Raw genomic sequence first — 25,859 nt, 5'->3', positions numbered from 1 at the left:
TTCCGGCGACGGAAGGAAAGACCTCTGCAAATCTCTGACAAATTATATTTTTCTCTGCAAATCCCGCTCCATCCGCTCTGGCAGAAAGGCCCAGCATCGGGCCCCTCCGCCCCCTCCAGCCGCTCCGATAGCCTTTTGTGAAGGTTTTCAGGGGAGGATTTTTTTGGACTTTCGGCCATTTTTCGCCGATAATCGGTGCAGCGCTACAAAGAGAGCCGGGTCTCCGGCTCGCGGGGCGCGACACAAACCATAAGAGGCGCCTTGCCCGGGCGGCCGCCGGAAACGGCTGGCACGTCACAGGACAGGTGCGCGCGAACGAGGCGAGAGCGGTTGTGCGTAAATTGTCGGGATTTTGGGGGCTGGTGACAGCCTACTGGGTCTCCCCCCGCTGGGCGGAGGCCTGGACATTGACGATCGTGGTCTTCGGACTGACGACGCTTCTGAGCAAGGCCAGCGTCTGGGTCGCGACCTCGAGCGCCGATTTCCTCGCGGCACTGGCCAATTTCCACCGCCCCGAAGCGGGCGTCGATCCGGCCGAGCTGCTGCTGATGGCCGCCGCCGCCCTGGTCGGGATCTATGCCGCCCGCGCCTGCGGCGTGGCGCTACGCCATTTCCTGTCCTCGACCCTGCACCGCCGCGCCCGGGCCTGGCTGATCGGCCGCTTCGATGCCGCGATGCTCGCCGATGAACGCATCGCCCTCGATCTGATGAGCGACCGCAGCGAGACCGCGCGCGGCGCGCGCATGCCCGACGCCATCGATCAACGCATCGACGAATGCTCGATCGGGCTTTACGGCGGGCTGATCGGGCTGACCATGGGGCTCTGGGGCGCAGTGACCTCGGTCTGGTTCGTCTCGGCCGCGATCCTCGAACGCAGCCAGCCGGTGCCGCAGCTCGACCATTGGGGCGCTGCGGCCAATGCCTGGATCGAGGCCGAATTCGGCCCCGGCCTCGCCGCGCGCGTCGATCTGGTGCCGGGCGAATACGGCACGGCGCTGCTGGTGGCGGGGCTGATCCTGCTTTACGTACCGGCCATCACCTGGGTCGCCTGGCGGCTCGGGCGCATCATCGAACGGCTCAAGCTGCAGCGCCAGCGCCGCGACGGCGCCTGGCGGGGCGAGCTGGGCGGGCTTCTGCACCGGGTCGGCCAGATCGCCGCCTCGCGCGGGGAACGCGCCCAGCGCCGGATCAACACCCGGCTTTACGCCGCACTCGACCGCACCTGGGGTCGGCAGAACGGGCTTGGCGCCGGGATGATGCTGTTCACCGATCTCTACAACTTCCTGTCGCACAGGATGCTGGCCTATCTGCCCGCCCTGCCCGCCTTCATGGCCGGGCACATGAGCTTCAAGACCTTCGCCGCCAGCAGCGAGCTGACCGCCGGGCTGATCGGCGATCTGTCCTGGTTCATCAACGTGATGCCCGAGATCGCGACGCTGCGCGCCAATGCCGGCCGGCTGACCGAGCTTGCCGCCGCGATCGAGCGGGTCCGGGCGCGGCAGGAGTTCTATGCCGAGACCGGGATCAGCCGCTTCGAGCGCAGCCGCGACGCGAAAGGCGCGCTGGTCGAGATCTCCGGGCTTGCGCTCTGCCATCGCGGTCACGATGCCACGCCCTTCGTCGAGCTGCCGCGCCTGCGGCTCGGGCGCGGCGACCGGATCTACCTGCGCGGCGCCAATGGCTCGGGCAAAAGCAGCATCCTCAAGGCCGTGGCCGGGCTCTGGCCCTATGGCGAGGGGCGCGTCGCCCTGGCCGGGGGCGCGCGGCTGTTCTTTGCCGGACAGGAGCCCGACCTGCCCGAGCGGATGAGCCTAAAATCGCTGGTCTGCTACCCGGACCCGGCCGAGAAGCATGCCGATCTGGTGGTCGCGCGGGTGCTGTTCCGCGCCGGACTTCAGGACTTCGTCACCGAGATGCACAGCGATCTCTATCACGGCAAGACCTGGCGCACGGTGTTCTCGGGCGGTCAGAAACAGCGCCTGGTGCTGGCGCGCATCCTGCTGATGCGGCCCGACATCCTGCTGCTGGACGAGGCCACCTCGGCGCTTGACGTGAACGCCTCGGTAGATTTCCATGACGCATTATGCGAGGAATTGCCGAAGGCCGCGGTGATCGCGGTTCTGCATGGCGAAACCCTGCCCTACGACCCCGACGGGCGCCCCTTCTATACCGCGATGCTCGACATTGCGCATGGCGTGGGCCGGGTCCGACCGGTGATGCCGCCGAGCCTTGCCGCCGCCCGCCACGCCGCGGAATAGGCGCGCGACGGTCCGGCAGGCGCGGCGAAGGGAGGCCCGCATGGCCAGCACAGGCACCGAAGAAGCCGTCGCCCGGCTGATGACCGAGATGACGCTGGCCGAGAAGATCGGCCAGCTGAACCTGCTGGCTGCGGGCGAAGGGCTGACCACCGGCGAAGCGACCGAAACGCCTTTGGCCAAACGGCTCGATGCGGGCGCGGTCGGCGCGATCTTCGGCACCAAGTCGCTGGCCTCGGCCCGGGCGCTGCAGGAGCGCGCGCTGGCTGGCTCGCGCCTCGGGATCCCGCTGTTCTTTGCCGAGGACGTGATCCACGGCCATCGCACCGTCTTTCCGCTGCCGATCGCGCTGGCCGCGAGCTGGGACATGGCGCTGATCGAGGCAACCGCCGCTTTCGCCGCCGCCGAGGCCTCGGCCGAAGGGCTGCATCAGGTCTATGCGCCGATGATCGACGTCTGCCGCGATGCGCGCTGGGGCCGGATGGCCGAGAGCCCCGGCGAGGATCCGCATCTCGCGGGCGCCATCGCCGCCGCCATGACCCGGGGCCTTCAGGGCCCGGACCCGGCCGCCCCCGGCCGGGTCGCGGCCTGCCTCAAGCATTTCGTGGCCTATGGCGCGCCGCTTTCGGGGCGCGACTACGACAATGCCTCGCTGGCCTGGGAGGATCTGCTGGAGATCTACCTGCCGCCCTTCGCCGAAGGTGTGGCGGCGGGCGCAGCCTCGGTCATGGCCGCCTTCAACGCCGTCAACAAGCTGCCGATGCATGCCCATGGCCCGCTGATCGAGGGCTGGCTGCGCGGTCAGGCGGGCTTCGACGGGCTTGTGGTCTCGGACTATACCGGCATCCGCGAGCTGGTCGCGCATGGGCTGGGCACCCCCGCCGCCGTGGTGCTGCGGGCGCTGGCCGCGGGCATCGACATGGACATGGTGGGCGAGGATTACCTGACCCATCTGCCCGTCCTGGCCGAAACCGGGCTCGAGGCGCCCGAGGCGGGGCTGAGCCTGTCCGCAGAGCGGGTGCGCGCGCTGATCGAGCGGGCCTGTGCCCGGGTGCTGGGCTTCAAGGCGCGGCTCGGGCTGCTCGACGATCCCTGGCGCGGGCTGACCGGCACGCCCGCCGCCCCCGACCGGGCCGAGGGCCGCAGGCTGGCCCGCAAGGCCGCCGCGCAATCCGCCGTCCTGCTGAAAAATGACGGCCTCCTGCCGCTTTCGCCGGGCACGAGGCTGGCCCTGATCGGGCCGCTGGCCGATGACAGCGCCAACATGCTGGGCACCTGGTCGGTCTCGGGCCGGGCCGAGGATGTGACGCCGCTTCTGGCCGCGATCACGGCGCTGGCCGGGCATCCGCCCGACCATGCCCCGGGCTGCAATCTGGTCGAGGAAGACTGGCTGATCGAGCGGTTGAACGTCCATGGCACGACCGTCACCCGCGATCCCAGAAGCGAGGCCAACATGCTGGCCGAGGCGGTCGCGGCGGCAAAGGCGGCCGATGTGGTGCTGGTCGCGCTGGGCGAGGCCAAGGAACATGCAGGCGAATCCTCGTCGCGGCTCTGTCCCGACCTGCCCGCGCCGCAGCGCCGCCTGCTGGATGCGCTGGCCGCGACCGGCACGCCCCTGGTCGTCGCGGTCTTCGCGGGCCGCGCTCTGGCGCTCGGCGGCATCGAACGGCAATGCGGCGCGCTGCTATACGCCTGGCATGGCGGCATTGCCGGGCCCGAGGGCGTGGCCGATCTGGTCTTCGGCCGGGCCGAGCCCTCGGGGCGGCTGCCCGTCACCCTGCCCGCCACGCCCGGACAGACCCCGCTCAGCCATGCCGAGGACCCGACCGGCCGTCCCTGGACCGGGCATTTCGCCAAGTTCCGCACCGGCTGGCTCGACCTCGCGGATGACAGCCGGCCCTACCCGTTCGGCTTCGGGCTGTCCTATACCGAGGTCGGTTACGGCCCGCCCCGGCTTTCGGCCCGCGAGGCCCGGCCGGGCGACCGCGTCAGCCTGAGCGTGACACTGACCAATACCGGCACACGGCCCGCGATCGAGACGGTGCAGCTTTACCTCTCTGACCCCGAGGCCCGCATCACCCGGCCCGCGCGCCGGCTGGTGGCGTTCCGCCAGATCGAGCTGGCGTCCGGCGAGGAACGCGAGGTCGCCTTCGAGATCGGCGCCGAGATGGCGCAATACCCGCTGGCGCCCGCGCTGGACGCCGCGGAATGGGTCCGCGATCCGGGCCGGATCCTGCTGCATGTCGGCCCGAACAGCCGCGACACCCAATCGGAGACACTGACATGGCTGGCGTGATCCGGGGCCTTGACGATGCCCTGTTGCGCGACCGCATCGCCCAGGCGACGGCGGGGTATTTCCTCGACTGGAGCCATCCGGTCAGCGGCATGGCGCGCGAGCGCAGCGCCGGGGCCTTCGGCTATGACATCGAGGACACGGTCTGCACCGGCGGCACCGGCTTCGGGCTTCTGGCCCAGATCGTCGCGGCCGAGCGCGGCTGGCGGCCCCGGCGCGAGATCCTCGACCGGGTGGAACGGCTGGTGGGGTTTCTGGAAAGCGCCGACCGCTTCGAGGGCGTCTTTCCGCATTTCCTGCATGGCGCGACCGGGCGCGTCCTGCCCTTCATGGCGGGCGACGATGGCGGCGATCTGGTCGAGACCGCCTTCCTGATGACGGGCCTTCTGGGTGCCGCCGCCTTCTTCACCGAGGCCCCCGGGATCGGCGCCAGGATCGAGACGCTTTACGACGCGGTGAACTGGGCTGCGCATCTGCGCGCGGATGGCGCAGTGATGTGGCACCGCCATCCCAAGCGGCCCTGGGGGGCGACCGCGCTGCCGATCCGGGGCTGGAACGAGGCGATGCCGGTCTTCGTCCTGGGCGCCGGGTCCGAGACCTTTCCCATCCCGCCCGCCAGCTATCACGAAAGCTGGGTCAAGACGCCGAGCTTCGTGAACGGCCGCAGCTATGCCGGCACGGTCCTGCCGCTCGGCCCCGACTGGGGCGGGCCGCTGTTCCTGTCGCAGTATCCCTTCCTCGGGATCGACCCGCGCGGGCTGAAGGATGCCTATGCCGATTACGGCGCCCAGGCCCGCGCCCATGCGCTGGTCAACCGCGCCCATTGCCTGGCGAACCCGAAGGGCCATGCGGGCTACGGCCCCGACTGCTGGGGCCTCACGGCCAGCGACGACCCGAAGGGCTATGCCGCCCATTCGCCCACCCATGATACCGGCGTCATCACGCCCACGGCGGCGCTCTCGTCCTTTCCCTACGCACCCGCCGAGGCGATGCCGGTGCTGCGCCATCTGCATGACGATCTGGGCGAGCGGATCTGGGGCGAGGCGGGCTTTGTCGATGCCTTCTGCCCGAATGGGGACTGGGTCGCGAAAAGCCGCCTGGCCATCGATCAGGGGCCGATCGTGGTGGGGCTCGAGAACCACCGCTCGGGGCTGATCTGGCGGCTGGTCTCAAACCGGCCCGAGATCCGGCGGGGGCTTTTGCGGCTGGGCTTTTCCGCGCCCTATCTGGCGGCCAGCGCCTGATCGCGGGCGGCCGCGGCCATTAGGAAGGCGGCAGATGACCAGGTCAGCCCAAGGCAGGAGGCAGGCGCGCCGGTCTCGCGGTCGGCCTGTTCGGGCAGGTCGTCGCCCTCGGGCGCAAGGTCCTCCACCACCGCCATCAACGCCTCGGCCCGCTCGAACTCGGCCGCCGCGCCGGTTGCCGCTGCGATCCGGTAATAGGCCTCGGCAAAGCCCAGCGTGACCGGAAACCACGGATTGCCGCCGAAGAAGACATCCCCCGCCCAGCGCCCCAGCGCGGGTGCGGCGCGGCCGTGGTTCAGGGGATAGAGCCCGGCAAACAGCGCCTCGAGCGCCGCCATGGTGGCCCGGCTCCGGAGCGCGGTCAGGGCGAAGGGGCCATCGCTCCGCCCGGCCTGCACCAGCGCCAGCACCGTCGCGGCATCGAGCGCGCCCGGCGCCGCCTCGAGGCTTTCGCGCCAGCCGCCCGAGACCGGATCGGCGGCGCCTGCGATCAGATCGGCCAGCCTTTCGGCCGCCTCGGCCAGATCCGCCCGCCCGAGACGCCGCGCCCCGAGATCGAGCGCATCCCACTGCGCGATCAGCGTGAAGCTGCTGCGCCGGGCGGGCTCTTCCTCCCAGGGGCCGAGGCAGGGCGCCCCGGCCATGGCCAGCGTGAAGTCGAGATCGCGCGCGATCAGCCGGGCGGCCTCCGGACCACGCGCCTCGGGCATCTCCGCGCCCAGCCGCATCAGCGCCGCGGCCCGCAGCGCAGGCCCGTCGAATTGCGGCCGCCCCCAGCGTTCGAGATCGGGGCCGCCATCGGCGGCACAACGCGGCTCGGCCAACCAGGCGGCGCCGGTCAGGGCGGCAAGTTCGGCATCGGGGCGCAGATAGGGCCGGAAGGCCTCGGTCGCGCTGTCTTTCAGAGGATTGACGCAAGGCCCGCGCCGGGCAGGATCAGAGATCGCCAGCGAAAAGCCGATATGGTCGGCAATTGCCTGCCGCCAGAAGGCGGCCGCAGAGGGCTCGGCGGCTATAGCCTCCGGAATGGCAGCGAGCGCAATGGCCGCATCACGGGTCCAGTGGTGGAAATAATCGGGCTCGGGGTCCCATGAGGCCACCCGCGCCGAGGCGAGGATCGAGCCCGGCGCGGGCACCACCGTCCAGCCGAAGCCCGCGCGGTGGCGGGACAGCCCGGTGGCCGACACCGCGCGGCGCAGCGCCCGCGCCGCGCCCTCGCGCCGGGCCGCGACCCAACCCGGGTCCGGCCCCGCGCTCACGCGCCCAGCGCGGCCAGCGCGACGCCCAGCATCGCGGCCACGTCGGGCCCTGCCGGGCAATGGTTCTGCCCCGGCAGCGCCCCGAAGAACCGCCCGTTCGGCGCCGCGTTGAAATAGGCGCGCGCATCGGCCAGCGGCACGATCCCGTCCTCGGCCCCGGTGATCACGCCCAGCGGCGCCGCGACCCGGGCCAGCGCGGGCGCGGCATCCTCGGCCTCCATGCCCGCGCGCATCAGAGGCACCTCGCGCTCCAGCGCGGCGACGGCAGGCGGCCCCATGGCCACGCGCGCCGCCAGAAGCCGCGCGCCCGACAGCACGGGCGAGGCCGCCAGCAGGTGATGCGGCGTGCCGAGCTCGGCCCCCAGATGGCCGATGGCAAAGCCGCCCAGACTGTGGCCCGCCAGTGCCAGCGGCGCGTCCGGCCAGCGCGCGCGGGTCCAGACCATGACCTCGGCCGCGGCCCGGCGCAGCCCGTCCATGGTCAGCCGGTCGGCCGGCCCGGAAGCGGGCAGCGCGATGGAATTGGGGAGTTCCGGCGCCACGACGCGCCAGCCGCGCGCGAGATAGGCCTCGGCGATGACCGCGATCTGTACCTGATCGGGCGCACCGTTCCGGCCATGAACCAGAAGCACGGTGCCGCGCGGCGCGATACCCGGTTCGGCCATGACAACGGGCACGGGCTCGTCGGCGCGCAGACGTTGGGCGCGGGCGGTCCAGAGAGCGGAGGAAGAGGAACTGTCCATGCTCCGGTTCTAGCCCGCATGCGCAGGCCCGCAAGATCCGGTTTGCGCGCAAATTCCGAAATTGATGAGAAATGAAACCGCCTCCGTCGATAGCGGAAGATATCGCGGCCCTCGCCTGCCGGGATGCAAGGCCGCGGCCCGCATCCCGGCATCAGCCCACCTTGCCGCGGCCGCCACCGGCATTTCACCGGGCCTCCGTTCTGCCTGCCACGCGCCCCGGACCAGGGCGGAACGAGGCCGCGCCTGGCCGGACGGACCACCGCCCCACAGGTCTCGACACCCGCCGCCCCATCGTGACGGCCTTGCGATGAAGGATCTGCCGGGCACCGCCGAAAGCCCGAGCGGGCGGAGACCGGGGAGGCGCCCCCCCCCCGCGCGACGGGAACTTGGCGATGATCGCGCCGCCTTGTCAGGGATCGCGGCCGGGCGTCGCGCTGCGGTCGCCCACTTGCCAAGGCGGCCTCGGCGCACAGCCGTCAGGCCGCGACGGGCATGACCGGGACCGACCGGGCGGCCCCTGTCCCGGAGGGCGCCCTCCCAAGGGGAACGCCGCCGATCCGGTCGGGAGGGATTGCGTCGTCCGGCTCTGATCCACCGGTCAGGCCTGCGGTCATTTCCAGAGCGCGCAGGCCCCGCCGGTCAGGCCCCGTTCAGGCGGAAGCGGGGGATAGAGCGTTCGCCACCAATCATCGAGCGCGGCCGGATGGCAGGCCAGCCGCACGGCACAGCCGCCGGTCAGATCGAGCCAGGCCCCGAACCGCGCCGCGGGCACCGGCACCAGAACCGGCCGCCGGGCCGCAGCGGCCAGGATCAGCGCCGGTCGCCAGTGCCGTTCGGCCGAAGCCCCGCCGCAAAGGGTGATCGCCAGCAGATCCGGCACCTCCGCCCCGGCCGTCGGGCAGGCTCCACGGCTCTGCGGCAGCCTCAGCACCCGGCGGCCTCGCCTGCGAAGCCGCGCCAGAAAGGCCGCGATCAGCGGGCCGGGGGCCTCGCCCGCCGCAAAGGTCAGGGCCGCGACATCGCCATCGGCATCGTCAAGCAGGCATCTGGTCGGGATCATTGGGGCCTCCGGGCGGGGTCGGTCGATCATGCGCCAATCCATCATTATAAAGTCAGACTATATATCGAAATCCCTGCCTCAACCATCCCGCGCGCCGTCCCGTCTCCGCCGCAAGGCACGCCATGCCCGGGAATTGGGCATGCAGCACGTCTTTGCGCCGCCAGAGGCCGGGGCGCGGGGCACGGCCCGCTTCGGGCTGAAACCTGTCGAGTCGGGTGATCGCATGTTGGATTTCTTGTGAAATTGCCTTGTTTGAAGGCATATTCGCGCCGGTTGCCCAGAGTTTCGCCACCCGCTTTATCCCCGCCCTGCGACGGATCGCGCCAGCGCGGGGACAGCTTCTTCAAAACCGCTATAAAGTCGGCCTTCTTAATGTTCAGGCTTGCGCCAATCCGGCGCGGCTCGTTATGTCGTAAAAATATATAGCGCTGAATATGTTCACAGGACCCCGCCCGATGTCGACCCCATCGCTCAAAGCCGCCCTCACCCTTCAGCGCGAGGGCGCCCCGCGGGTCGGCGGAGACCGCATCCGGCTGCTGCAGGCCATCGAGGCGCAGGGCTCGATCGCCGGCGCCGCGCGCGAGATCGGGTTGTCCTACAAGGCCGCCTGGGATGCGGTCGGCTCGATGAACAACCTCTTCGCCCATCCGCTGGTCGAAGCGGCGCCGGGCGGTCGGGCGGGCGGCGGCGCCCGGGTGACGCGCACCGGGCATGCCGTGATCGAGTGTTTCTCGATGCTGGAAAGCGCGCTGGGAAAGACCTTTGCCGCCATCGACACCGGATTGAAGACCGCGCCGGCCGGCGCGGTGAACACGCTTTGGAGCCTCATGATGCAAACGAGTACCCGCAACACGTTCCGTTGCACCGTGACCCGCGTCACCCCGGGCGCGGTCAGCACCGAGATCGACATGGCGCTGACCGACGGCCATCGCCTGTCCGCCATCATCACCGAACGCAGCGCTACGGATATGGGGCTTGCTGAGGGCGCCGAGGTCTTCGCGCTGATCAAGGCGACCTTCGTGATGCTGGCCGCCGGCGAGGCGCCCGTGGCGATCTCGGCCTGCAACCGGTTGACCGGCACCGTCTCGGCCCGCGAGGACGGCCCGGTCAACAGCGAGGTGACGCTCGATCTGGGCGAGGGCAAGACCATCACCGCCATCGTCACCCGCAAGAGCGCCGAGGCGCTCGGCCTGAAGACCGGCAGCACCGCGACCGCGCTGTTCAAGGCCAGCCACGTCATCGTGGCGATGCCCTGAGCGCGCGCCCCCGGTCCCATCGTCTCACCACCTCACCGACCTGAAGGGGAAAGGTTCCTCCATGACATTCCGTCCGACCGCGCTGCGCAGCGGCATTGCCGCCCTCCTTGCCACGCTGGCGCTGAGCGCTCCGGCCCGGGCCGCCGAAACCGTGGTCGCCGTCGCCGCGAACTTCACCGATGCCGCGACCGAAATCGGCGCGGCCTTCGAGAAAGCCACCGGCGATCGCGTCACCTACAGCTTCGGCTCGACCGGACAGCTTTACACCCAGATCACCCAGGACGCCCCCTTCGAGGTGTTCCTCGCCGCCGATCAGGCCCGCCCCGAAAAGGCCGAGGCCGAGGGCCATGCCGTGGATGGCAGCCGCTTCACCTATGCGGTCGGCAAGCTCGTGCTTTACAGCAGCGAGGCCGGGGCCCTCGACGATGGCTCGGACGCACTCGCCCGGCCCGGCATCACCCATATCGCCATCGCCAACCCGGTGACCGCCCCCTATGGCGCCGCGGCCGTCGAGGCGATGAAGGCGCTCGGCCTCTACGAGACGCTGGAGCCGAAGATCGTGCAGGGCAAGAGCATCAGCCAGACCCATCAATTCGTGGCCACCGGCAATGCCGAGCTGGGCTTCGTCGCGCTGTCGCAGGTCATCGCCGAGGAAGGCGGATCGCAATGGATCGTCCCGCAGGAGATCTATACCCCGATCCGTCAGGATGCGGTGCTGCTGACCAGGGGCGCCGACAGCGAGACCGCCCGGGCCTATCTCGACTTCCTCAAAAGCCCCGAGGCGCTCGCGATCATTGGGAAATACGGCTACGGCACCGAGGACTGAGCGATGACGGCGTCCCCCCTCTTCGACGCGGCGATGATCGAGACGATCCTGCTGACCCTGAAGCTGGCAGGCATCACAACGGTCGTGTTGCTGCTGGTGGGGACGCCGCTGGCCTGGTGGCTGGCGCAGGGCGGCGGGCTCTGGAAAGAGGTCGTCGCCACCGTCGTCGCGCTGCCGATCGTGCTGCCGCCGACGGTGCTGGGCTTTTACCTGCTGATCGCGATGGGGCCGCACAGCCCGCTGACCGGCCTTCTGGGGCGGCAGCTTTCCTTCACCTTCACCGGGCTCGTGCTGGGCTCGGTCGTCTATTCCCTGCCCTTCGTCGTGAACCCGATCCGCAACGCCTTCGAGGCGATGGGCCCGCGCCCGCTCGAGGCGGCGGCGACGCTGCGCGCGGCGCCGCTGGATGCCTTCGTCAGCGTCGCCCTGCCCTTGGCCAGCCCCGGCATCATGACCGGCGCGATCCTGGGTTTCGCCCATACCGTCGGCGAATTCGGCGTGGTGCTGATGATCGGCGGCGGCATCCCGGGCCGGACCAAGGTGCTGTCGGTGACGATCTTCGACTATGTCGAGACGCTGCAATGGCCCAAGGCGCATGTGCTGGCAGGGGGCATGCTGGCAATGTCCTTCATCGTGATCCTGGCGATGATGCTGATCGAGCGACGGCTGAACGGAGGCCGGAAATGATCGAGGCGGATTTCATGGGCCGCCTCGGCGGCTTCGAGCTGGATGCGGGCTTCACCGCCCCCGGCGAGGGCATCACCGCGCTGTTCGGGCCCTCGGGCTGCGGCAAGACCACGGTGCTGCGGGCCATCGCGGGGCTGTTGCGGCTGCGGAACAGCCGGCTTTCGGTCAATGGCGAGGTCTGGCAGGAGGGCCGCCGCTTCCGTCCGCCCCATCGCCGCGCCATCGGCTATGTCTTTCAGGAGGCGAGCCTTTTTCCGCATCTCTCGGTCCGCGCCAACCTGACCTTCGGACTGCGCCGGGTGAAGGGACCGATCCGGATCGGCGAAGACGAGGTGGCCGAACTTCTGGGCATCGCACCCCTCTTCGACCGGCCGACCCGGATGCTCTCGGGCGGTGAACGCCAGCGCGTCGCCATCGGCCGGGCGCTGCTCTCGCAGCCCGAATTGCTGTTGATGGACGAGCCGCTCTCGGCGCTCGACCGGTTTTCCAAGGACGAGATCCTGCCCTATCTCGAACGGCTGCATGCCGCGCTGTCGATCCCGGTGCTCTATGTCAGCCATGACATCGCCGAGGTCGAGCGGCTGGCCGATACGCTGGTCCTGATGGAGGCGGGCCGGGTCCGCGCCGCCAGGCCCCTGGCCGGGATGCTGGCCGATCCGGCGCTGCCCCTGATCCACATGCCCGAGCCCGCGGCCGTGATCGATGGCGAGGTCGTGGGCCGCGACCCGCGCTACGGGCTGTCCGAGGTGCGGGTGCCGGGCGGCGTGGTCGTCGTGCCCGGTGATCTGGGCCCGAACGGGCAACGCAGGCGGCTGCGCATTCCCGCCAGCGATGTCAGCCTCGGGCGGCATGCGCCGCTCGACACCACGATCCTCAATGCCCTGCCCGCCCGGATCGAGGGCGCCGAGCCCGCGGGCGCGCATCAGATCACCGTGCGGCTGCGCCTTGGCCCGGACGGGCACGGCGCAGCGCTTCTGGCACGGGTCTCGCTGAAATCCTGGGACCGGCTGATGCTGAAACCGGGCGAGCTGGTGGTGGCGCGGCTCAAGGCCGTGGCGCTGGCCGAACCCGCACAATCGCCCGCACAGGCCCCGCCCGCCATCGCCCGCAGCCGCTGAAAGGAGCCCCGCCATGATGCGCCTCTCCCTCGTTTTCGGACCCGTCCTGAGCCTCGGTCTGGCCGCCGCTGCGCCTGCCGAAACCCTTCATGTCTATTCCGGCGCCGGGCTTCGCCCCGCAATCGAGCCGCTGGCAGACGCCTTCGAGGCCCGGACCGGGGCAAAGCTTGCCATCGAATATGCCGGGACCGGCCAGATCCTCGCCCGGGCCCGGACCACCGGCAGGGGCGATGTCTTCATCGCCGGCACGCGCTTCTTCTCGGACCAGCTCGAGGCCGAGGGCCGGCTCTCGGGCGTGGTCGCGCTCGGCATCCATGGCGCGGCGATCGGGGTCTCGCAGGCGGCGGCGGACAGGGTCACCGGGATCGCCGATCTGGGCCGCCCCGGGCTTCGGCTCGCCCTGGGCGATCCGCAGGCGATGGCGCTTGGCCGCACCGCCGACGAGATCATGGCACGCTGCGGCGATCCCGAAGCGATCCGCGCCAATACCGTCGTTCGCGCCACCACGCTGCAACAGCTGGCGATGTATGTGGCGAGCGGCGATGTCGATGCCGCGATCCTCGCGCGCTCGGCCGCGCTGCCCCATGGCGCGCGCATCGCGCTCGTGCCGGTCCCGGCCGAATGCTACAGCGCCGAGGAGATCACCGCGGGCCTGCTGAAGAGCGCCGACGCGCCCGACCTGGCCGCCGCCTTCATCGCGCTCCTCGCCTCGCCCGAAGGCCGCGCCGCCTTCGAGGCGGCGGGCTTCGGCGCGGAATAGGCCGATGCGCGGGCTGGCGATCCTGCTCTGGGCGCCGCTCATGCTGATCGTGGCGACGATCCTCGGCGCGCTCGTCTCCCTTGCCAGCCAGTTGCCGCTGAGCGGCCTCGCCGAGGCGCTGGCCGCGGAAGAGACCCGCTTTGCCATCGCCCTGTCGCTGCGCTCTTCGCTGATCGCGCTGGCGCTGGCCTTGCTTCTGGGCCTGCCCACCGCCTGGCTCCTGGCGCGGCGGCGCTTTTTCGGCAAGGCGGTGGTCGAGACCGTGCTCGATCTGCCGATGGTGACGCCGCCGCTGGTGGCGGGCATCGGGCTGCTGTTCCTGCTGGGACGCGAGGCGCCGGTGGGCGGGGCGCTGGCCGGGCTCGGGATCGAGATCCTGTTCTCGCCCGCGGGCGTGATCCTCGCCCAGACCTATATCGCCAGCTCGGTCGTGATCCGCAGCGCCCGCGCGGCCATCGGCGCCGTCGATCCGGACTATGCCGCCAATGCCGCGACGCTGGGCCTGCCGCCCTTCTGGGCCACGCTTCTGGTCGAGCTGCCGATGGCCGGGCGCGGACTGATGGCGGCGGCGGTGCTGGGCTGGGCCCGGGCGCTGGGCGAATTCGGCGCCACGCTGATGCTGGCAGGCGCGACCCGGATGCGGACCGAAACCCTGCCGATGGCGGTCTATCTCAACATCGCCAGCGGTCGCACCGACATCGCCATCGCCTGCGCCCTGATCCTTCTGGCGCTGGCCTTCGCGCTTCTCCTGGCGATCCGGCTGCTGACCGCCGACCGCCCCGACCCGATGACGGAGGCCCGGCATGCCCGCCCTCAGGCTTGAACGGATCGGAAACGCGGTGCTGGGGCCGCTCGATCTCGAGATCGGCACGGGCGAGGCGGTGGCCCTGCTCGGCCCCTCGGGCGCAGGCAAGAGCACGCTTCTGAAGATCGTGGCCGGGCTTCTGCCCCATCGCGGCCGGGTGATCTTCGAGGGCCGGGACATGACCGGCCTGCCGCCGCACCGGCGCGGCTTCGGCTACATGAGCCAGGATCTGCACCTCTTCCCCCATCTCAGCGTCGCCGGGAACCTGGCGCTGCCGCTGGTCTTCGCCGGTCTCGGCCGCCGGGCCCGCGCCCGGCGGGTGGCCGAAACGCTGGCGCTTTGCGCCATCGCCCACCGCGCGCATCGCCGCCCTGCCCGGCTTTCGGGTGGCGAACGGCAACGCGCCGCCCTGGCCCGTGCGCTGTCGCTGCGACCCCGGCTGCTGCTGCTCGACGAGCCCTTCGCCAATCTCGACCGCGATACCCGGGCCGGGCTCTGGGCCGAGCTCGACGCGCTGCGCCGCCGGCTGGGCATGACCGCGCTCATCGTCACCCATGACCCGTCCGAGGCCCGCGCCCTTGCCGACCGCTCGGTCACGATCGAGGCGGGCCGTCTCAGCGAAAGGACCCCATTGCCATGCTGCCCCTCGACGACGCCACCCTCCTTGGCCTCCTGAAGGAGGATGCCCCCTATGGTGACCTGACCACCCGGAGCCTCGGCTTCGGCGCGGCAGCGGGCCGGCTGACGATGCGGGCGCGCGGGCCGATGACCGTCTGCGGCACCGAGGAGGCCGCGCGGATCTTCACCCTGCTGGGCGCGCGGGCCGCGCTCGCGGTGCCAAGCGGCGGGACGGTTCCGGCGGGCACGGTTCTGGCCGAGGCCACGGGGCCGGCCGAGGCGCTGTTTCTGGGCTGGAAGGTGGCGCAGACCCTGACCGAATGGGCCTCGGGCGTGGCAACGGCCACCGCCGCCCTTGTCGGCGCGGCCCGCGCCGTCGCCCCCGGCATCGGCATCGCCTGCACCCGCAAGGCCGTGCCCGGCACCCGCGCGCTGTCGCTGAAAGCCGTCGTCGCGGGCGGCGCCGAGATCCACCGCACCGGGCTTTCCGACACGGTTCTGCTGTTTCCCGAGCATCGCGCCTTCGGCGGTGCGGCGGCGCTTGCAGCCCAGATCGGCGCGCTTCGCCTTGCCTGCCCCGAGCGCCGCGTGGTGGTCGAGGTCAAGACCCTGACCGAGGCCGAGGCTGCCGCCGAGGCCGGGGCCGACGTGCTGCAGCTCGAGAAATTCTCTCCCGACGCGGCCGCCGCCGCCGCCCGCGCGCTGGCGGGCTGGACCGGCTGCCTGGCCGCGGCCGGGGGCATCACGCCGGAGAATGCCGCCGACTATGCCGCAACCGGCATGCAGGTGCTGGTCACATCCTCGCCCTATTACGCCAGACCTGCCGATGTTTCAGTGACGCTCGGCCCGGCCTGAGCCGCGGCACTTGCCCCACGCCCCCGGCAAGGCGTAAACTCGAGTGCGAGACTCATCTTTATTTCAACCGAGGACTCCTGTCATGACCGACGCCGCTCCCGAGATCCGGCCCCGCGGCCGCGGCAGGAACGCTCCGTTTACCGCCATCGCCACCGGGCGGCTCCTTCGCGATATCTGGCTGTCGCCGCACCGGCCGTTCTTCGCGCTGTCGGCGCTCTGGGCGGTTCTGGCGGTCGCATGGTGGCGCTTCGGCGACCGGATCGGGCTGCCGGTCCCCGCGCTCGGCACGACGACGCTCTGGCATGCGCATGAGATGACCGTGGGCGTCGGCGGCGCGGCGATGGCGGCCTATTTCCTGACAGCGATGCCGAACTGGACCGGGGCGCGGCGGGTGACGGGGCGCGGGCTGATGCTGCTGGCGGGGCTCTGGGCGCTGGCGCGGCTGGCGGCTGCCCTGGGGCAGATGCTGCCGCTGGCCGTGGTGCTGGCGCCGGGGCTGGCCTTCTACGCGCTGTTCACGGCCGCCTATCTGCGCGCCGTGGTCTCGGGACGGCGCTGGGACCGCTGGGTCATTCCGGCGGCCATCGCCTTTCTGGGGCTTGCCGATGCGGCCTTCCTCGCCACCGCGCTGGGCTATCTGAGCGCTCCGGGCGATGCCGCGATGACCCGCGTGCTGGTGCTGTTCTTCGCGATCAAGGTCTCGATCATCGCGGGAACCATGGCGCCCGCCCTGATCGCGGGCTGGGTCGGGCGCAGGGGCGGCCGCCTGCCCGAGATCGACCCGCTGGCCAGCCGCGCGGGGCTTGGCCTGATGCTGGCCGCGATGGCGCTGACGCTGGGCGGCGCGGTCACCGCCGGATCGGCGCTGTTGATCCCGGCAGGCGCGGCCCAGCTCTGGCGGATGCGGCACTGGCGCAGCCTTTCGGGCTTTGGCTATGCCCCCGCGCTGATGCTGGTGCTGGCCTTCGCCTGGGCGCCCATGGGGCTTGCCCTGACCGGGCTTGCAGCGCTGGTCCCCCTGCCCTGGCGCGAGGCCGACGCGATCCATGTGCTGATGATGGGCGCGATGTCGGGGCTCGCCTTCTCGATTGCGGCGCGGGCAGCGGCCCGGCGCGCGGACGGTTTCTTGCGCATCGGCCCGGTGCACAAGGCCGGCTTCGCGCTGCTCTGGGGCGCGGTCTGGCTGCGGCTCGCGGCGCCCGTGGTTCCGTCGCTTTACGAGCCGCTTCTCGATGCCACCGCGGCCGCCTTCTGCACCGGCTGGGCCCTGTTCCTGAGCGGCTATCTGCCCAGCCTGCGCGGCCCGGTCATCAACCCGGTCTTCAATGTCGGAGGCCACGGCCACGGTCATCGTCATGGTCACGGCCAGGACTGCGGATGCGGCGGGCATGGTGGCGGTTGCGGCGGCCACGGACAGCGTGGCAGTGCGGACGGCCCGGGCCCCGGCCGAGGCACCGGGGCGTTCCGGATGCTCGAGCCGGGTTAAACCGGTTCGGTCAGCCCGCCGATCTCGCACAGAAGCCGGACGATGGGCCCGACGCCCTCGCCCTGTTTCAACGATGCAAAGACCGTGGGCTGCGCCCCGCGCATGCGCTTGGCGTCCCGCTCCATCACGCCCAGATCGGCACCGACATAGGGCGCAAGGTCGGTCTTGTTGATGACCAGCAGGTCCGAGCGGGTGATCGCGGGGCCGCCCTTGCGCGGGATCTCCTCGCCCGCCGCCACGTCGATCACATAGACCGTCACATCCGCCAGCTCGGGGCTGAAGGTGGCCGAGAGATTGTCGCCGCCCGACTCGATAAGCACGATCTCGAGATCGGGAAAGCGCGCGCTCAGCTCGGCAATGGCCGCGAGGTTGATCGAGGCATCCTCGCGGATCGCGGTATGCGGACAACCGCCGGTCTCGACGCCCCTGATGCGCTCGGAGGGCAGCACCTGCATCCGCATCAGCGCCTCGGCATCCTCCTGGGTGTAGATGTCATTGGTGACGACCGCGATCGAATGGGTGCTCGAGAAGGCGCGGGCCAGTGCGGCGGTCAGCGTGGTCTTGCCGGCGCCGACGGGACCGCCGATGCCGATGCGGAGGGGGCCATGCGGGGAAGTCATGTGCGGAAAAGCCTCGAATACTGGGTTTCATGCGTCATCGACGCGATATCGGCGAGGAAGGTCGTCCCGGCAAGATCGTCGGGCGTCTCGCCCAGAGCGGCCTCTGCCACCTCCTCGCAGAGCGGTTGCAGCGCGGTCAGCACCTGCTGGCCTTCGGTCTGGCCGATGGGAATGAGCCGGATCCCCGCCGAGACGAGGTTCGACAGGAAGGCCTGCAGATACATCCGCGCGGTCAGCCCGAGCGGCAGGTCATGGAGCCGCGCGGCACGGCCAAGCGCCACCGGATAGGCGAAGGCGGGCAGATCGTCCGGCCAGACCGCGGCGGTGACCTGGGCGAAGGCCGCGCCCTGGGCCGTGGTCTCGGTCCGCCGCTCGGCCGAGGGCTGAAAGGCGCAGGCCAACGCGTCGATTTCGGGCAGATCCCCGGGCGGAGCCTCATAGGCGGCCCTGAGGAAGATCGTGTCGGAACGTCCGGCGCCGAAGCGCAGGATATCGGCCAGCCAGTCCTGCAAGGCAGGTCCGTCCGCGACTGCGCCGGTCGCGACCGCCGATTCCAGCCCGTGGCTATAGGCGAAGGCCCCCACCGGATAGGCGGGCGAGAGCCATTGCGCCAGCCTCAGGATCTGGCCGTCAGTGACCATGCCCGCAGCAGCCCCCGCCTCCGCAGCCGCCGGTCTTGCGTCCGGACGCGGGACCATGGGCGCCATGGTCGTGACCGCCGCAGCCGCAGCCGCCCTGCCCCGATCCGCCGCAGCAGCCTTCGGCCTCGTGCTCGTGCAGATGGTCCGCCGCGCCGTGGCTATGGCTGTGGCTGTGGCCATGGTCGTGGTCATGGCCATGATCGTGCGAATGACCATGGGCGTCGCCATGGGAATGGCCATGGGTGCGGCCATGGCCATAGGCGCCACCTTCGGGGGTGAAGGGCTCGACCACCTCGCGCACGGTCGCGCCGATCCGGCCCAGCATGTCCAGAAGCACGTGATCGCGCTGGATCAACAGCCGCGTCTCCTCGACCTGGCAGGGCGTGTGGCGGTTGCCGATATGCCAGGCGAGCCGGGCAAGATCGGTGCCCGTCACTTCCAGAAGCGGCTCGGCCGCGGCCCTGACGACGATGCCGCGCCCGTCCTCCAGCACGATCAGATCGCCCTCGGCCAGCGAGGTCGTATGCGCCAGATCCAGCAGAAAGGCCTGCCCGCCATCGCTGACAAGCCGCTTGCGGCGCAGAAACCGCGCGTCATAGTCAAGCGTCACGCTGTCTTCGTCCGCCCCCGCGCCGGGCCGGACATCGAGCGCCACCGGAAGCCCGCTCATGCCGCCCGCCCCGGCGCCTGCGCGCCTAGTTGAAGAGGTCGCGGAAGACATAGCCCGGGATATCGTCCCGGGTGATGCCCAGCTTGGCCAGCTGCGCGTCGGAACAGGCGTTCAGGTTCTGGATCTCCCGCATCCGCGCACGTCGCAAACCATAGGGATTCACTCCGAGACCGAGCCCCGCGAAGAACAGGTCGAGCCGTTCCGCCATGCCCCCGGGCACGGACTTGACCGTCATGAATGGAGTCGCCATCGGAAACCTCCGTCTGTATCCACAGGCATGGTTTCCCCCCTTTCCCCTTAAAATAGGGCTTACATACCGCCCGGCCCAGCGCATTCGCTGCAAGGGGGACATTTTTGTGCTGCATTGCGGCGCAGATCGTCACCGTGATCATCATGACCTCAGAACATGAAATAGCGTTGCGCCATCGGCAGAACCTCGGCCGGCGCGCAGGTCAGCAGCTCGCCATCGGCGCGGACCTCGTAGGTCTCGGGATTCACCTCGACCTTCGGCATCGCGTCATTCAGCCTGAGATCGCGCTTGCCGATGCCGCGGGTATGGCGGACCGCGACGGTCTGCTTGGCCAGCCCCAGCCGGGCGCGGATGCCCTCGGCCTCGGCCGCAGCCGAGACGAAGGTGACGGCCGAATTCTCGACAGAGCGGCCATAGGCGCCCCACATCGGCCGCGTATAGACCGGTTGCGGCGTCGGGATCGAGGCATTCGGGTCGCCCATCTGGGCACTGACGATGGTGCCGCCGATCAGCACCATCTCGGGCTTCACCCCGAAGAAGGCAGGGGTCCAAAGCACCAGATCGGCGCGCTTGCCTTCCTCGACCGAGCCGATCTCGTGGCTGATCCCATGGGCGATGGCGGGGTTGATGGTGTATTTCGCGACATAGCGGCGGACCCGCAGGTTGTCGTTCGCTCCCGTCTCCCCGGACAGACGGCCGCGCTGGAGCTTCATCTTGTGGGCGGTCTGCCAGGTGCGGATGATGACCTCGCCGACCCGGCCCATGGCCTGGCTGTCCGAGGCGATGATCGAGAAGGCGCCCATGTCATGCAGGATGTCCTCGGCGGCGATGGTCTCGCGCCGGATCCGGCTTTCGGCGAAGGCCACATCCTCGGGGATCGACTTGTCGAGATGGTGGCAGACCATCAGCATGTCGAGATGTTCCTCGAGCGTGTTCACAGTGAAGGGCCGCGTCGGGTTGGTCGAGGACGGCAGCACGAATTCCTCGCCGCAGATCTTGATGATGTCGGGCGCATGGCCACCGCCCGCGCCCTCGGTATGGAAGGCATGGATGGTGCGGCCCTTCATCGCCGCCACGGTATGTTCGACGAAGCCCGACTCGTTCAGCGTGTCGGTATGGATCATCACCTGCACGTCCATCGCATCGGCCACCGACAGGCAGCAATCGATGGCGGCGGGCGTGGTGCCCCAGTCCTCGTGCAGCTTCAGCGCGCAGGCCCCGGCCTTGACCTGTTCCTCCAGCGCGCCGGGCAGCGAGGCATTGCCCTTGCCCGCGAAGGCGAGGTTCATCGGGAAGGCATCGGCCGCCTGCAGCATCCGGCCCAGATGCCAGGGCCCCGGCGTGCAGGTGGTGGCGAGCGTGCCATGCGCAGGCCCGGTGCCGCCGCCCAGCATCGTGGTGAGACCGGAATGCAGCGCATCCTCGATCTGCTGCGGGCAGATGTAATGGATATGGCTGTCGAAGCCGCCCGCGGTCAGGATCCTGCCCTCGCCCGCGATGACTTCGGTGCCGGGGCCGACGATGATGTCGACGCCGGGCTGGGTGTCGGGGTTGCCGGCCTTGCCGATTCTGGCGATCCGGCCGTCCCTGAGACCGACATCGGCCTTGTAGATCCCGGTCCAGTCGAGGATCAGCGCATTGGTGATGACGGTATCGACCGCGCCCTCGGCGCGGGTCGCCTGACTCTGGCCCATGCCGTCGCGAATGACCTTGCCGCCGCCGAACTTGACCTCCTCGCCATAGACCGGCGCATTGCCGCCGCCCCCGGCGCGTTCGGCAGTCAGGTCGCGCTCGACCTCGATGATCAGGTCGGTATCGGCCAGCCGCAGCCGGTCGCCGGTGGTGGGGCCGAACATCGCGGCATAATCCGCGCGGGAAATCGTGACGGGCATCTGGAACCTCATGCGGGGGAAGAAAGAACGACGGCACCGGTCGCGGCAGGCGCCGGTCGGGGAAAGGCTGCAAGGCGGCGACGGCCGGGACACGCGACGGGACGCGCAGCGGTCCGATGCGGCCTCGGTCTCATTGCGACAGGGCGCGCAGATCGGCGCTGCGCCGGTCTGTCAGCCGACGCAGGCAGTCCAGCCGCACCACCGGTTGCAGGCTGCCCCCTTCATAGGGGGCAGCTTCCGCCGCACAGGCGGCATCGCGGAACAGAAGCCACTTGCGCTGCGCATCGAGAAGCAGCTCACCCGCCCCCGCAGCGGCGGCAGAGGCCCGCGCTGCGGGCCAGGCCGCGTTGAGCCGGGCATCGGCCTCGCGATAGGCCTGATCGGCGCAACGGTTCATCTCGGCCTGCGTCTCGCCGGGACAGGCGGCCAGCGCCTGTCCCGGCAGTCCGAAGACCGAAATCGCCGCGAGTGCCACCGTGAGAGGCCTCACCTATCGCCCTCGGGCCCGTTCCCGCCGCGCGGCAGGGTCGGCGGCGAGGCGGGCTTGCGCCGCGCCCGGCCCGACGTCCCGGAACGGGCCGGGCGCGACGCGGATCCCTTGCGCGCCGCCGCCGTCCCCCGCGTCCCTGACTTGCTGCCCGATGCCGTCGCTGCGGCGGGCGCGGCCTCGGCCATGGCAGGCTCGGGTTCGGGTTTGGCCCCGGGTCCGGACGTCACCTCGGCTGTCGGCCCGGATGGAACAACAGGCAGGGAACCGTGCGGGACATGGCGGCCCGGCTCCGCGGCGGCGGCAGGCGCCCGGACAGAGGCCTGGGCGGGCGTCGAAGCGGGCGCGTCGGCGCGCCGCCCGGCAACGGGCTCCCTGGCGGTCGGGTCGGCGGAACTGGCGGCGGGACTGGCGGCAGCATTGCCAACAGCTTTGACAGCAGGACCGGCGGCAGCACTGGTGGAAGCACTGGCAGCGGGCCCGGCGACGGAATCGGGCGGGGCCGGCGAACGCGCCGACCGTTTCCGGCTTTCGGCCTCAGCCCCCCCGCCCATGGCGATGCCGGCATCGAGCGGGATGTCGTCGTCACAATCGGCGCGGCTGAGCCCGGAATCGGCGGTCAGCGGGTCGAACCCGCCCGCCCGCATCATCAGGGCCCAGGGATTGGCCCGCAGCATGAAATCGGTACCCGCCTGAAACAGGCGCATTTGCTGATCGAACATCACAGTCGCCGCCAGATACGGATTGGCAGCGAAAAAGGCCGGGGACGTGAAAGTCATCGCAGGTCCTCCTTGCGGTATAACGCTCGATGCGGGCACTTCAAAGCGCGCCCATCACCTTCTGGTTGAAGCCGAAGATGCGCCGCTGCCCGGAAATCGGGATCAGCCGCACCTCCCGGCGCTGGCCCGGCTCAAAGCGGACCGCAGTGCCCGCGGCGATATCGAGCCGCAGGCCCCGCGCGGCATCCCGGTCGAAATCGAGCGCGGGGTTGGCTTCGGCGAAATGGAAATGACTGCCGACCTGAACCGGCCGGTCTCCGGTATTCGCCACCATAAAGGTGAGTGACTCGCGCCCTGCATTCAAGGTCAGGTTGCCATCTGCGGGAAAAAGCTCTCCGGGGATCATCGGGGGAATCATCGGCGCACCTCAGCGGATCGGGTTGTGAACGGTGACGAGCTTGGTGCCGTCGGGGAAGGTCGCCTCGACCTGAACCTCGTGGATCATCTCGGCCACGCCCTCCATGCATTGCTCGCGCGCCACGACCTGCGCCCCCGCCTCCATCATGTCTGCGACCGAGCGGCCGTCGCGCGCGCCCTCGACCACCGCATCGGTGATCAGAGCGATCGCTTCGGGGTGGTTGAGCCTGACGCCACGGGCCAGCCGCCTACGGGCGACCTCGGCGGCCATGGCGATCAGAAGCTTGTCTTTTTCGCGGGGGGTCAGTTGCATGTCAGCTCATCCATGATCTTGGCAATGCTTCGGTCAGGCGCGTCAACACAGGGATCAGCACCTTGCGCAGGTGGTAACTGTCGGCGGCCAGCAGACGCAATGCCAGCACGTCCCCGGCCAGCAGGCTGGCGCCGCCGATCGCAGGCAGGGCCGCGGGCAGCAGCGCGCGGATCGGCGCCAGATGCGCCGCCGCATCGGGCGCGACCAGCACGAGGCTCGCCAGCGCCCCGGCCCCGCCCGCCACGGCCGGCCGGGCCAGTTGCGCGGCCACATCGCCCTCGAAGCGCAGCGCGTCGAGATAAAGCGGCGCCCCGTCGCGGCGGATCTCGATCCGGTCGCGGAACCGCGCGGCATGCAGGCGCTCGCCCATCAGCGCGCGCCCGAAGACCAGCGGCTCGACCAGAAGCAGCCGGGCGCCGGGGGCGAGATCGGCGATGAGGCTGCGTTCGAGGCAGCAGCCCTCGAACAGGATCGTTTCCTGCGGCAGCCAGTCGAGCCGCGCGCCCGCCGCCACACTCAGCCGGTTCGCGACCCGCCCGGTCTCGCCCGGCCGGGCGCGATAGGCGCGCTCGGCCGCCTGCGTCGTCAGCCGCAGATGGCTGCCCGCCCCGGCCTGAAGCGTGCAGGAAAAGCGGTCGCCGCCGGTGATGCCGCCTGCGGTATTGACCAGCACCGCCTCGAGCGGCGGCGTCGCTCCGGCCCCGGTCACGCGCGGGAACACCGCCTTGAAGGCACCGCTCTGGCGCAGCCCGGCGATCGCCGTTCCGCGCGGGCCGTTCCTGACCGAGAGCCGCACCTCGCCGATGGCGCGCGGCGGCGAGACCGGCGCGAGGTCCATGGCGGATTTTCCCTCAAAGGCGATGTGCCCGCCCCCTTTCGATATCTTGCGCCCCCGTTCTTCCGCATCGCGAACCGGGCTGCACGGATTTTCGGCGCAGCCCCACCCCCTCCACGCGCACGCCGCCCATTTATTGGGCAGAATGCCCGGAATTGACCGGTTCCAAGGCGGTTTCTCGGGGCGCGCCGGAATTACGCCCCCTGTTTCATGGAGTTGCGATTGCGAGTCTTCCGGCGCGGGGAAACCCTTCGCTCACCCGCAGCGGCGACCGGGGTCGGTCCTGTCGGGTGTGCGGCAGCCCCGGGGACGGACCGAGGGGGCCGCGCGGGACGCAACAAGATCTGGCAGCCGGGCCGCCGCCGCCCGCGCGGGATGCGCAAGGGCCGGTGCGGGGTCCATACGACCGGAGGTAGACCATGACATCCATGAAGAAGATCCTGCTTGGCGCGGTGGCCTGCGGGGCGATCTCGATGCCCGCCTGGGCCGATCACACGATCAAGGTGGGCGTGCTGCATTCGCTTTCGGGCACGATGGCGATTTCGGAGATGACGCTGAAGGATACCGTGCTGATGCTGATCGACGAGCAGAACGCCAAGGGCGGCCTCATCGGCGAGCAGATCGAGGCCGTGGTGGTCGATCCGGCCTCGGACTGGCCGCTTTTCGCCGAGAAGGCGCGCGAATTGCTGACGGTGCAGGATGTCGACGTCATCTTCGGCTGCTGGACCTCGGTCAGCCGCAAATCGGTGCTGCCGGTGGTCGAGGAGCTGAACGGGCTGCTGTTCTATCCGGTGCAGTATGAGGGCGAGGAAAGCTCGAAGAACGTCTTCTATACCGGCGCCGCCCCGAACCAGCAGGCGATCCCCGCGACCGACTATCTTCTGGACGAGCTGGGCGTCGAGAAATTCGCGCTTCTGGGCACCGACTATGTCTATCCGCGCACCACCAACAACATCCTTCAGGCCTATCTGAAATCGAAGGGCATCCCCGACGCCGACATCTTCGTCAACTACACCCCCTTCGGCCAGTCCGACTGGTCGAAGATCGTGTCGGATGTCAGGGCGCTGGGCGCCGATGGCAAGAAGGTCGGCGTGATCTCGACCATCAATGGCGATGCCAATATCGGCTTCTACAAGGAGCTGGCGGCGCAGGGCATCTCCGCCGAGGACATCCCCGTGGTGGCCTTCTCGGTCGGCGAGGAGGAACTCTCGGGCCTCGACACCTCGAACCTCGTCGGCCATCTCGCGGCCTGGAACTACTTCGAATCCGCCACCTCGCCCGAGAACGAGGCCTTCGTGGCCAAATGGAAGGAACGGATGGGCCAGGACCGGGTCACCAACGACCCGATGGAGGCGACCTATATCGGCTTCAACATGTGGGTGAACGCGGTCGAAGAGGCCGGCACCACCGATGTCGACGCGGTCACGAAGGCGATGATCGGGCAGACCTATCCCAACCTCACCGGCTCGACCGCCGAGATGCTGCCGAACCACCATCTGACCAAGCCCGTGCTGATCGGCGAGATCCGCGCCGACGGCCAGTTCGACATCATCAGCGAGACCGATCCGGTGCCGGGCGATGCCTGGACCGACTACCTGCCCGGCTCGGCCGTCCTGACCTCGGACTGGAAGGATCTCGGCTGCGGCATGTACAATACCGAGACCGAAACCTGCGTGCAGATCAAGTCGAACTACTGATCCCGGACCGGGGGCGGCGCGCCTTGCCCCCGCCTTTTCCGAGCAGGGTCCCA

General features: G+C 70.1%; 25 protein-coding genes and 1 pseudogene. 13 read left to right on the top strand and 13 right to left on the bottom strand.

The genetic code is table 11. The features are described from left to right. Positions 1–416: 416 nt before the first annotated feature. Genes ACK8CO_RS17795 through ACK8CO_RS17785 form a run of 3 tightly spaced genes read left to right on the top strand, consistent with a single transcriptional unit; the run spans position 417 to position 5,792 of the window. Positions 417–2,258 carry an ATP-binding cassette domain-containing protein gene (locus tag ACK8CO_RS17795; RefSeq protein WP_414899041.1) on the top strand — a complete coding sequence of 614 codons (1,842 nt, stop codon included), beginning with the start codon at positions 417–419 and terminating at the stop codon, positions 2,256–2,258. A gap of 40 nt (positions 2,259–2,298) precedes the next feature. After that, a complete protein-coding gene (locus ACK8CO_RS17790; protein WP_414897500.1) occupies positions 2,299–4,551 on the top strand; it encodes a glycoside hydrolase family 3 N-terminal domain-containing protein in 2,253 nt (750 codons plus the stop codon). Continuing rightward, positions 4,539–5,792, top strand: a complete 1,254-nt coding sequence (locus tag ACK8CO_RS17785) for a glucoamylase family protein (RefSeq protein WP_414897499.1) — start codon at positions 4,539–4,541, stop codon at positions 5,790–5,792. The genes ACK8CO_RS17790 and ACK8CO_RS17785 overlap by 13 nt, the downstream gene beginning before the upstream one ends. On the opposite strand, the gene ACK8CO_RS17780 is transcribed toward ACK8CO_RS17785, so the two are convergent. The 3 genes from ACK8CO_RS17780 to ACK8CO_RS17770 all read right to left on the bottom strand — a co-directional run bounded on the left by ACK8CO_RS17780 (position 5,771) and on the right by ACK8CO_RS17770 (position 8,854). Further along, the gene (locus ACK8CO_RS17780; RefSeq protein ID WP_414897498.1) at positions 5,771–7,051 is read right to left on the bottom strand and encodes a glycoside hydrolase family 15 protein; all 1,281 of its coding nucleotides are present in this window, start codon (positions 7,049–7,051) and stop codon (positions 5,771–5,773) included. The genes ACK8CO_RS17785 and ACK8CO_RS17780 overlap by 22 nt on opposite strands. Further along, positions 7,048–7,794 (bottom strand): alpha/beta hydrolase, encoded by a 747-nt coding sequence (locus tag ACK8CO_RS17775; RefSeq protein ID WP_414897497.1) that lies wholly within the window; start codon positions 7,792–7,794, stop codon positions 7,048–7,050. Before ACK8CO_RS17775 ends, ACK8CO_RS17780 begins: the two co-directional genes overlap by 4 nt. A gap of 610 nt (positions 7,795–8,404) precedes the next feature. Continuing rightward, entirely contained in the window at positions 8,405–8,854 is a 450-nt protein-coding gene (locus ACK8CO_RS17770) for a DUF2478 domain-containing protein (RefSeq protein WP_414897496.1), read from the bottom strand. Between the two features lie 455 nt (positions 8,855–9,309). Here ACK8CO_RS17770 and ACK8CO_RS17765 point away from each other — a divergent pair, with 455 nt between their 5' ends. From ACK8CO_RS17765 to ACK8CO_RS17725, 9 genes are all read left to right on the top strand, one after another. After that, positions 9,310–10,110: a TOBE domain-containing protein gene (locus tag ACK8CO_RS17765; RefSeq protein ID WP_080616620.1), complete on the top strand. Its 801-nt coding sequence runs from the start codon at positions 9,310–9,312 to the stop codon at positions 10,108–10,110. Positions 10,111–10,171: 61 nt separating this feature from the next. Then, positions 10,172–10,936, top strand: coding sequence for a molybdate ABC transporter substrate-binding protein (gene modA / locus ACK8CO_RS17760; RefSeq protein WP_414897495.1), 765 nt, complete (start codon positions 10,172–10,174; stop codon positions 10,934–10,936). Between the two features lie 3 nt (positions 10,937–10,939). Next, a complete protein-coding gene (modB, locus tag ACK8CO_RS17755; protein ID WP_414897494.1) occupies positions 10,940–11,623 on the top strand; it encodes a molybdate ABC transporter permease subunit in 684 nt (227 codons plus the stop codon). After that, on the top strand, positions 11,620–12,741 hold the full coding sequence (gene modC, locus ACK8CO_RS17750; RefSeq protein ID WP_414897493.1) for a molybdenum ABC transporter ATP-binding protein: 1,122 nt from the start codon (positions 11,620–11,622) through the stop codon (positions 12,739–12,741). Before modB ends, modC begins: the two co-directional genes overlap by 4 nt. A gap of 13 nt (positions 12,742–12,754) precedes the next feature. Next, a complete protein-coding gene (modA, locus tag ACK8CO_RS17745) occupies positions 12,755–13,501 on the top strand; it encodes a molybdate ABC transporter substrate-binding protein (protein WP_414897492.1) in 747 nt (248 codons plus the stop codon). Between the two features lie 4 nt (positions 13,502–13,505). Beyond that, on the top strand, positions 13,506–14,324 hold the full coding sequence (locus ACK8CO_RS17740) for an ABC transporter permease (protein ID WP_414897491.1): 819 nt from the start codon (positions 13,506–13,508) through the stop codon (positions 14,322–14,324). Further along, a complete protein-coding gene (locus tag ACK8CO_RS17735) occupies positions 14,305–14,982 on the top strand; it encodes an ABC transporter ATP-binding protein (protein WP_414897490.1) in 678 nt (225 codons plus the stop codon). Before ACK8CO_RS17740 ends, ACK8CO_RS17735 begins: the two co-directional genes overlap by 20 nt. Continuing rightward, complete coding sequence (modD, locus tag ACK8CO_RS17730) at positions 14,943–15,779, top strand: ModD protein (protein WP_414897489.1); 837 nt, start codon at positions 14,943–14,945, stop codon at positions 15,777–15,779. Before ACK8CO_RS17735 ends, modD begins: the two co-directional genes overlap by 40 nt. A gap of 82 nt (positions 15,780–15,861) precedes the next feature. Next, complete coding sequence (locus tag ACK8CO_RS17725) at positions 15,862–17,265, top strand: NnrS family protein (RefSeq protein ID WP_414897488.1); 1,404 nt, start codon at positions 15,862–15,864, stop codon at positions 17,263–17,265. Here ACK8CO_RS17725 and ureG read toward each other — a convergent pair. The 10 genes and pseudogenes from ureG to ACK8CO_RS17675 form a co-directional block, all read right to left on the bottom strand. After that, positions 17,262–17,885 carry an urease accessory protein UreG gene (gene ureG, locus ACK8CO_RS17720; protein ID WP_414897487.1) on the bottom strand — a complete coding sequence of 208 codons (624 nt, stop codon included), beginning with the start codon at positions 17,883–17,885 and terminating at the stop codon, positions 17,262–17,264. The two genes, ACK8CO_RS17725 and ureG, sit on opposite strands and share 4 nt — an antisense overlap. Further along, positions 17,882–18,526 (bottom strand): urease accessory protein UreF, encoded by a 645-nt coding sequence (locus ACK8CO_RS17715; protein WP_414897486.1) that lies wholly within the window; start codon positions 18,524–18,526, stop codon positions 17,882–17,884. Before ACK8CO_RS17715 ends, ureG begins: the two co-directional genes overlap by 4 nt. A 166-nt stretch (positions 18,527–18,692) precedes the next feature. Then, positions 18,693–19,196: pseudogene (ureE, locus tag ACK8CO_RS17710) on the bottom strand (urease accessory protein UreE); the annotation flags it as partial. Positions 19,197–19,221: 25 nt separating this feature from the next. Continuing rightward, on the bottom strand, positions 19,222–19,446 hold the full coding sequence (locus tag ACK8CO_RS17705) for a DUF1127 domain-containing protein (RefSeq protein WP_231119093.1): 225 nt from the start codon (positions 19,444–19,446) through the stop codon (positions 19,222–19,224). A gap of 149 nt (positions 19,447–19,595) precedes the next feature. Beyond that, positions 19,596–21,338, bottom strand: coding sequence for an urease subunit alpha (ureC, locus tag ACK8CO_RS17700; protein WP_414897485.1), 1,743 nt, complete (start codon positions 21,336–21,338; stop codon positions 19,596–19,598). Positions 21,339–21,468: 130 nt separating this feature from the next. Next, positions 21,469–21,828: a lysozyme inhibitor LprI family protein gene (locus ACK8CO_RS17695; protein WP_414897484.1), complete on the bottom strand. Its 360-nt coding sequence runs from the start codon at positions 21,826–21,828 to the stop codon at positions 21,469–21,471. Next, the gene (locus tag ACK8CO_RS17690) at positions 21,825–22,604 is read right to left on the bottom strand and encodes a hypothetical protein (protein WP_414897483.1); all 780 of its coding nucleotides are present in this window, start codon (positions 22,602–22,604) and stop codon (positions 21,825–21,827) included. Before ACK8CO_RS17690 ends, ACK8CO_RS17695 begins: the two co-directional genes overlap by 4 nt. Positions 22,605–22,644: 40 nt before the next feature. Continuing rightward, on the bottom strand, positions 22,645–22,950 hold the full coding sequence (locus ACK8CO_RS17685) for an urease subunit beta (RefSeq protein ID WP_080616635.1): 306 nt from the start codon (positions 22,948–22,950) through the stop codon (positions 22,645–22,647). 21 nt (positions 22,951–22,971) lie between these two features. Beyond that, positions 22,972–23,274 (bottom strand): urease subunit gamma, encoded by a 303-nt coding sequence (locus ACK8CO_RS17680; RefSeq protein WP_080616636.1) that lies wholly within the window; start codon positions 23,272–23,274, stop codon positions 22,972–22,974. 1 nt (position 23,275) lies between these two features. Beyond that, a complete protein-coding gene (locus ACK8CO_RS17675; protein WP_080616637.1) occupies positions 23,276–24,112 on the bottom strand; it encodes an urease accessory protein UreD in 837 nt (278 codons plus the stop codon). 470 nt (positions 24,113–24,582) lie between these two features. Here ACK8CO_RS17675 and urtA point away from each other — a divergent pair, with 470 nt between their 5' ends. Beyond that, positions 24,583–25,806, top strand: coding sequence for an urea ABC transporter substrate-binding protein (gene urtA / locus ACK8CO_RS17670; RefSeq protein ID WP_414899040.1), 1,224 nt, complete (start codon positions 24,583–24,585; stop codon positions 25,804–25,806). The last annotated feature ends 53 nt before the right edge of the window (positions 25,807–25,859 follow it).

The organism is Rhodovulum sp. HP10, assembly GCF_047553435.1.
Taxonomy (GTDB): Bacteria; Pseudomonadota; Alphaproteobacteria; order Rhodobacterales; family Rhodobacteraceae; genus Rhodovulum.
Note: the sequence above shows the minus strand (reverse complement) of the source record. Positions and strands in the feature narration are given on the sequence as shown.

Excerpts from the sequence above, each read along its gene's own strand:
- modC (WP_414897493.1), top strand. The coding sequence starts at position 11,620 with ATGATCGAGGCGGATTTCATGGGCCGCCTCGGCGGCTTCGAGCTGGAT.
- modB (WP_414897494.1), top strand. The coding sequence starts at position 10,940 with ATGACGGCGTCCCCCCTCTTCGACGCGGCGATGATCGAGACGATCCTG.
- ACK8CO_RS17675 (WP_080616637.1), bottom strand. The coding sequence starts at position 24,112 with ATGGACCTCGCGCCGGTCTCGCCGCCGCGCGCCATCGGCGAGGTGCGG.
- ACK8CO_RS17790 (WP_414897500.1), top strand. The coding sequence starts at position 2,299 with ATGGCCAGCACAGGCACCGAAGAAGCCGTCGCCCGGCTGATGACCGAG.
- ACK8CO_RS17785 (WP_414897499.1), top strand. The coding sequence starts at position 4,539 with ATGGCTGGCGTGATCCGGGGCCTTGACGATGCCCTGTTGCGCGACCGC.
- ACK8CO_RS17740 (WP_414897491.1), top strand. The coding sequence starts at position 13,506 with ATGCGCGGGCTGGCGATCCTGCTCTGGGCGCCGCTCATGCTGATCGTG.
- modD (WP_414897489.1), top strand. The coding sequence starts at position 14,943 with ATGCTGCCCCTCGACGACGCCACCCTCCTTGGCCTCCTGAAGGAGGAT.
- modA (WP_414897492.1), top strand. The coding sequence starts at position 12,755 with ATGATGCGCCTCTCCCTCGTTTTCGGACCCGTCCTGAGCCTCGGTCTG.
- ACK8CO_RS17705 (WP_231119093.1), bottom strand. The coding sequence starts at position 19,446 with ATGGCGACTCCATTCATGACGGTCAAGTCCGTGCCCGGGGGCATGGCG.
- modA (WP_414897495.1), top strand. The coding sequence starts at position 10,172 with ATGACATTCCGTCCGACCGCGCTGCGCAGCGGCATTGCCGCCCTCCTT.
- ACK8CO_RS17685 (WP_080616635.1), bottom strand. The coding sequence starts at position 22,950 with ATGATCCCCGGAGAGCTTTTTCCCGCAGATGGCAACCTGACCTTGAAT.
- ACK8CO_RS17770 (WP_414897496.1), bottom strand. The coding sequence starts at position 8,854 with ATGATCCCGACCAGATGCCTGCTTGACGATGCCGATGGCGATGTCGCG.
- ACK8CO_RS17715 (WP_414897486.1), bottom strand. The coding sequence starts at position 18,526 with ATGGTCACTGACGGCCAGATCCTGAGGCTGGCGCAATGGCTCTCGCCC.
- ureC (WP_414897485.1), bottom strand. The coding sequence starts at position 21,338 with ATGCCCGTCACGATTTCCCGCGCGGATTATGCCGCGATGTTCGGCCCC.
- urtA (WP_414899040.1), top strand. The coding sequence starts at position 24,583 with ATGCCCGCCTGGGCCGATCACACGATCAAGGTGGGCGTGCTGCATTCG.
- ACK8CO_RS17725 (WP_414897488.1), top strand. The coding sequence starts at position 15,862 with ATGACCGACGCCGCTCCCGAGATCCGGCCCCGCGGCCGCGGCAGGAAC.
- ACK8CO_RS17690 (WP_414897483.1), bottom strand. The coding sequence starts at position 22,604 with ATGACTTTCACGTCCCCGGCCTTTTTCGCTGCCAATCCGTATCTGGCG.
- ACK8CO_RS17680 (WP_080616636.1), bottom strand. The coding sequence starts at position 23,274 with ATGCAACTGACCCCCCGCGAAAAAGACAAGCTTCTGATCGCCATGGCC.
- ACK8CO_RS17735 (WP_414897490.1), top strand. The coding sequence starts at position 14,305 with ATGCCCGCCCTCAGGCTTGAACGGATCGGAAACGCGGTGCTGGGGCCG.
- ACK8CO_RS17765 (WP_080616620.1), top strand. The coding sequence starts at position 9,310 with ATGTCGACCCCATCGCTCAAAGCCGCCCTCACCCTTCAGCGCGAGGGC.
- ACK8CO_RS17775 (WP_414897497.1), bottom strand. The coding sequence starts at position 7,794 with ATGGACAGTTCCTCTTCCTCCGCTCTCTGGACCGCCCGCGCCCAACGT.
- ureG (WP_414897487.1), bottom strand. The coding sequence starts at position 17,885 with ATGACTTCCCCGCATGGCCCCCTCCGCATCGGCATCGGCGGTCCCGTC.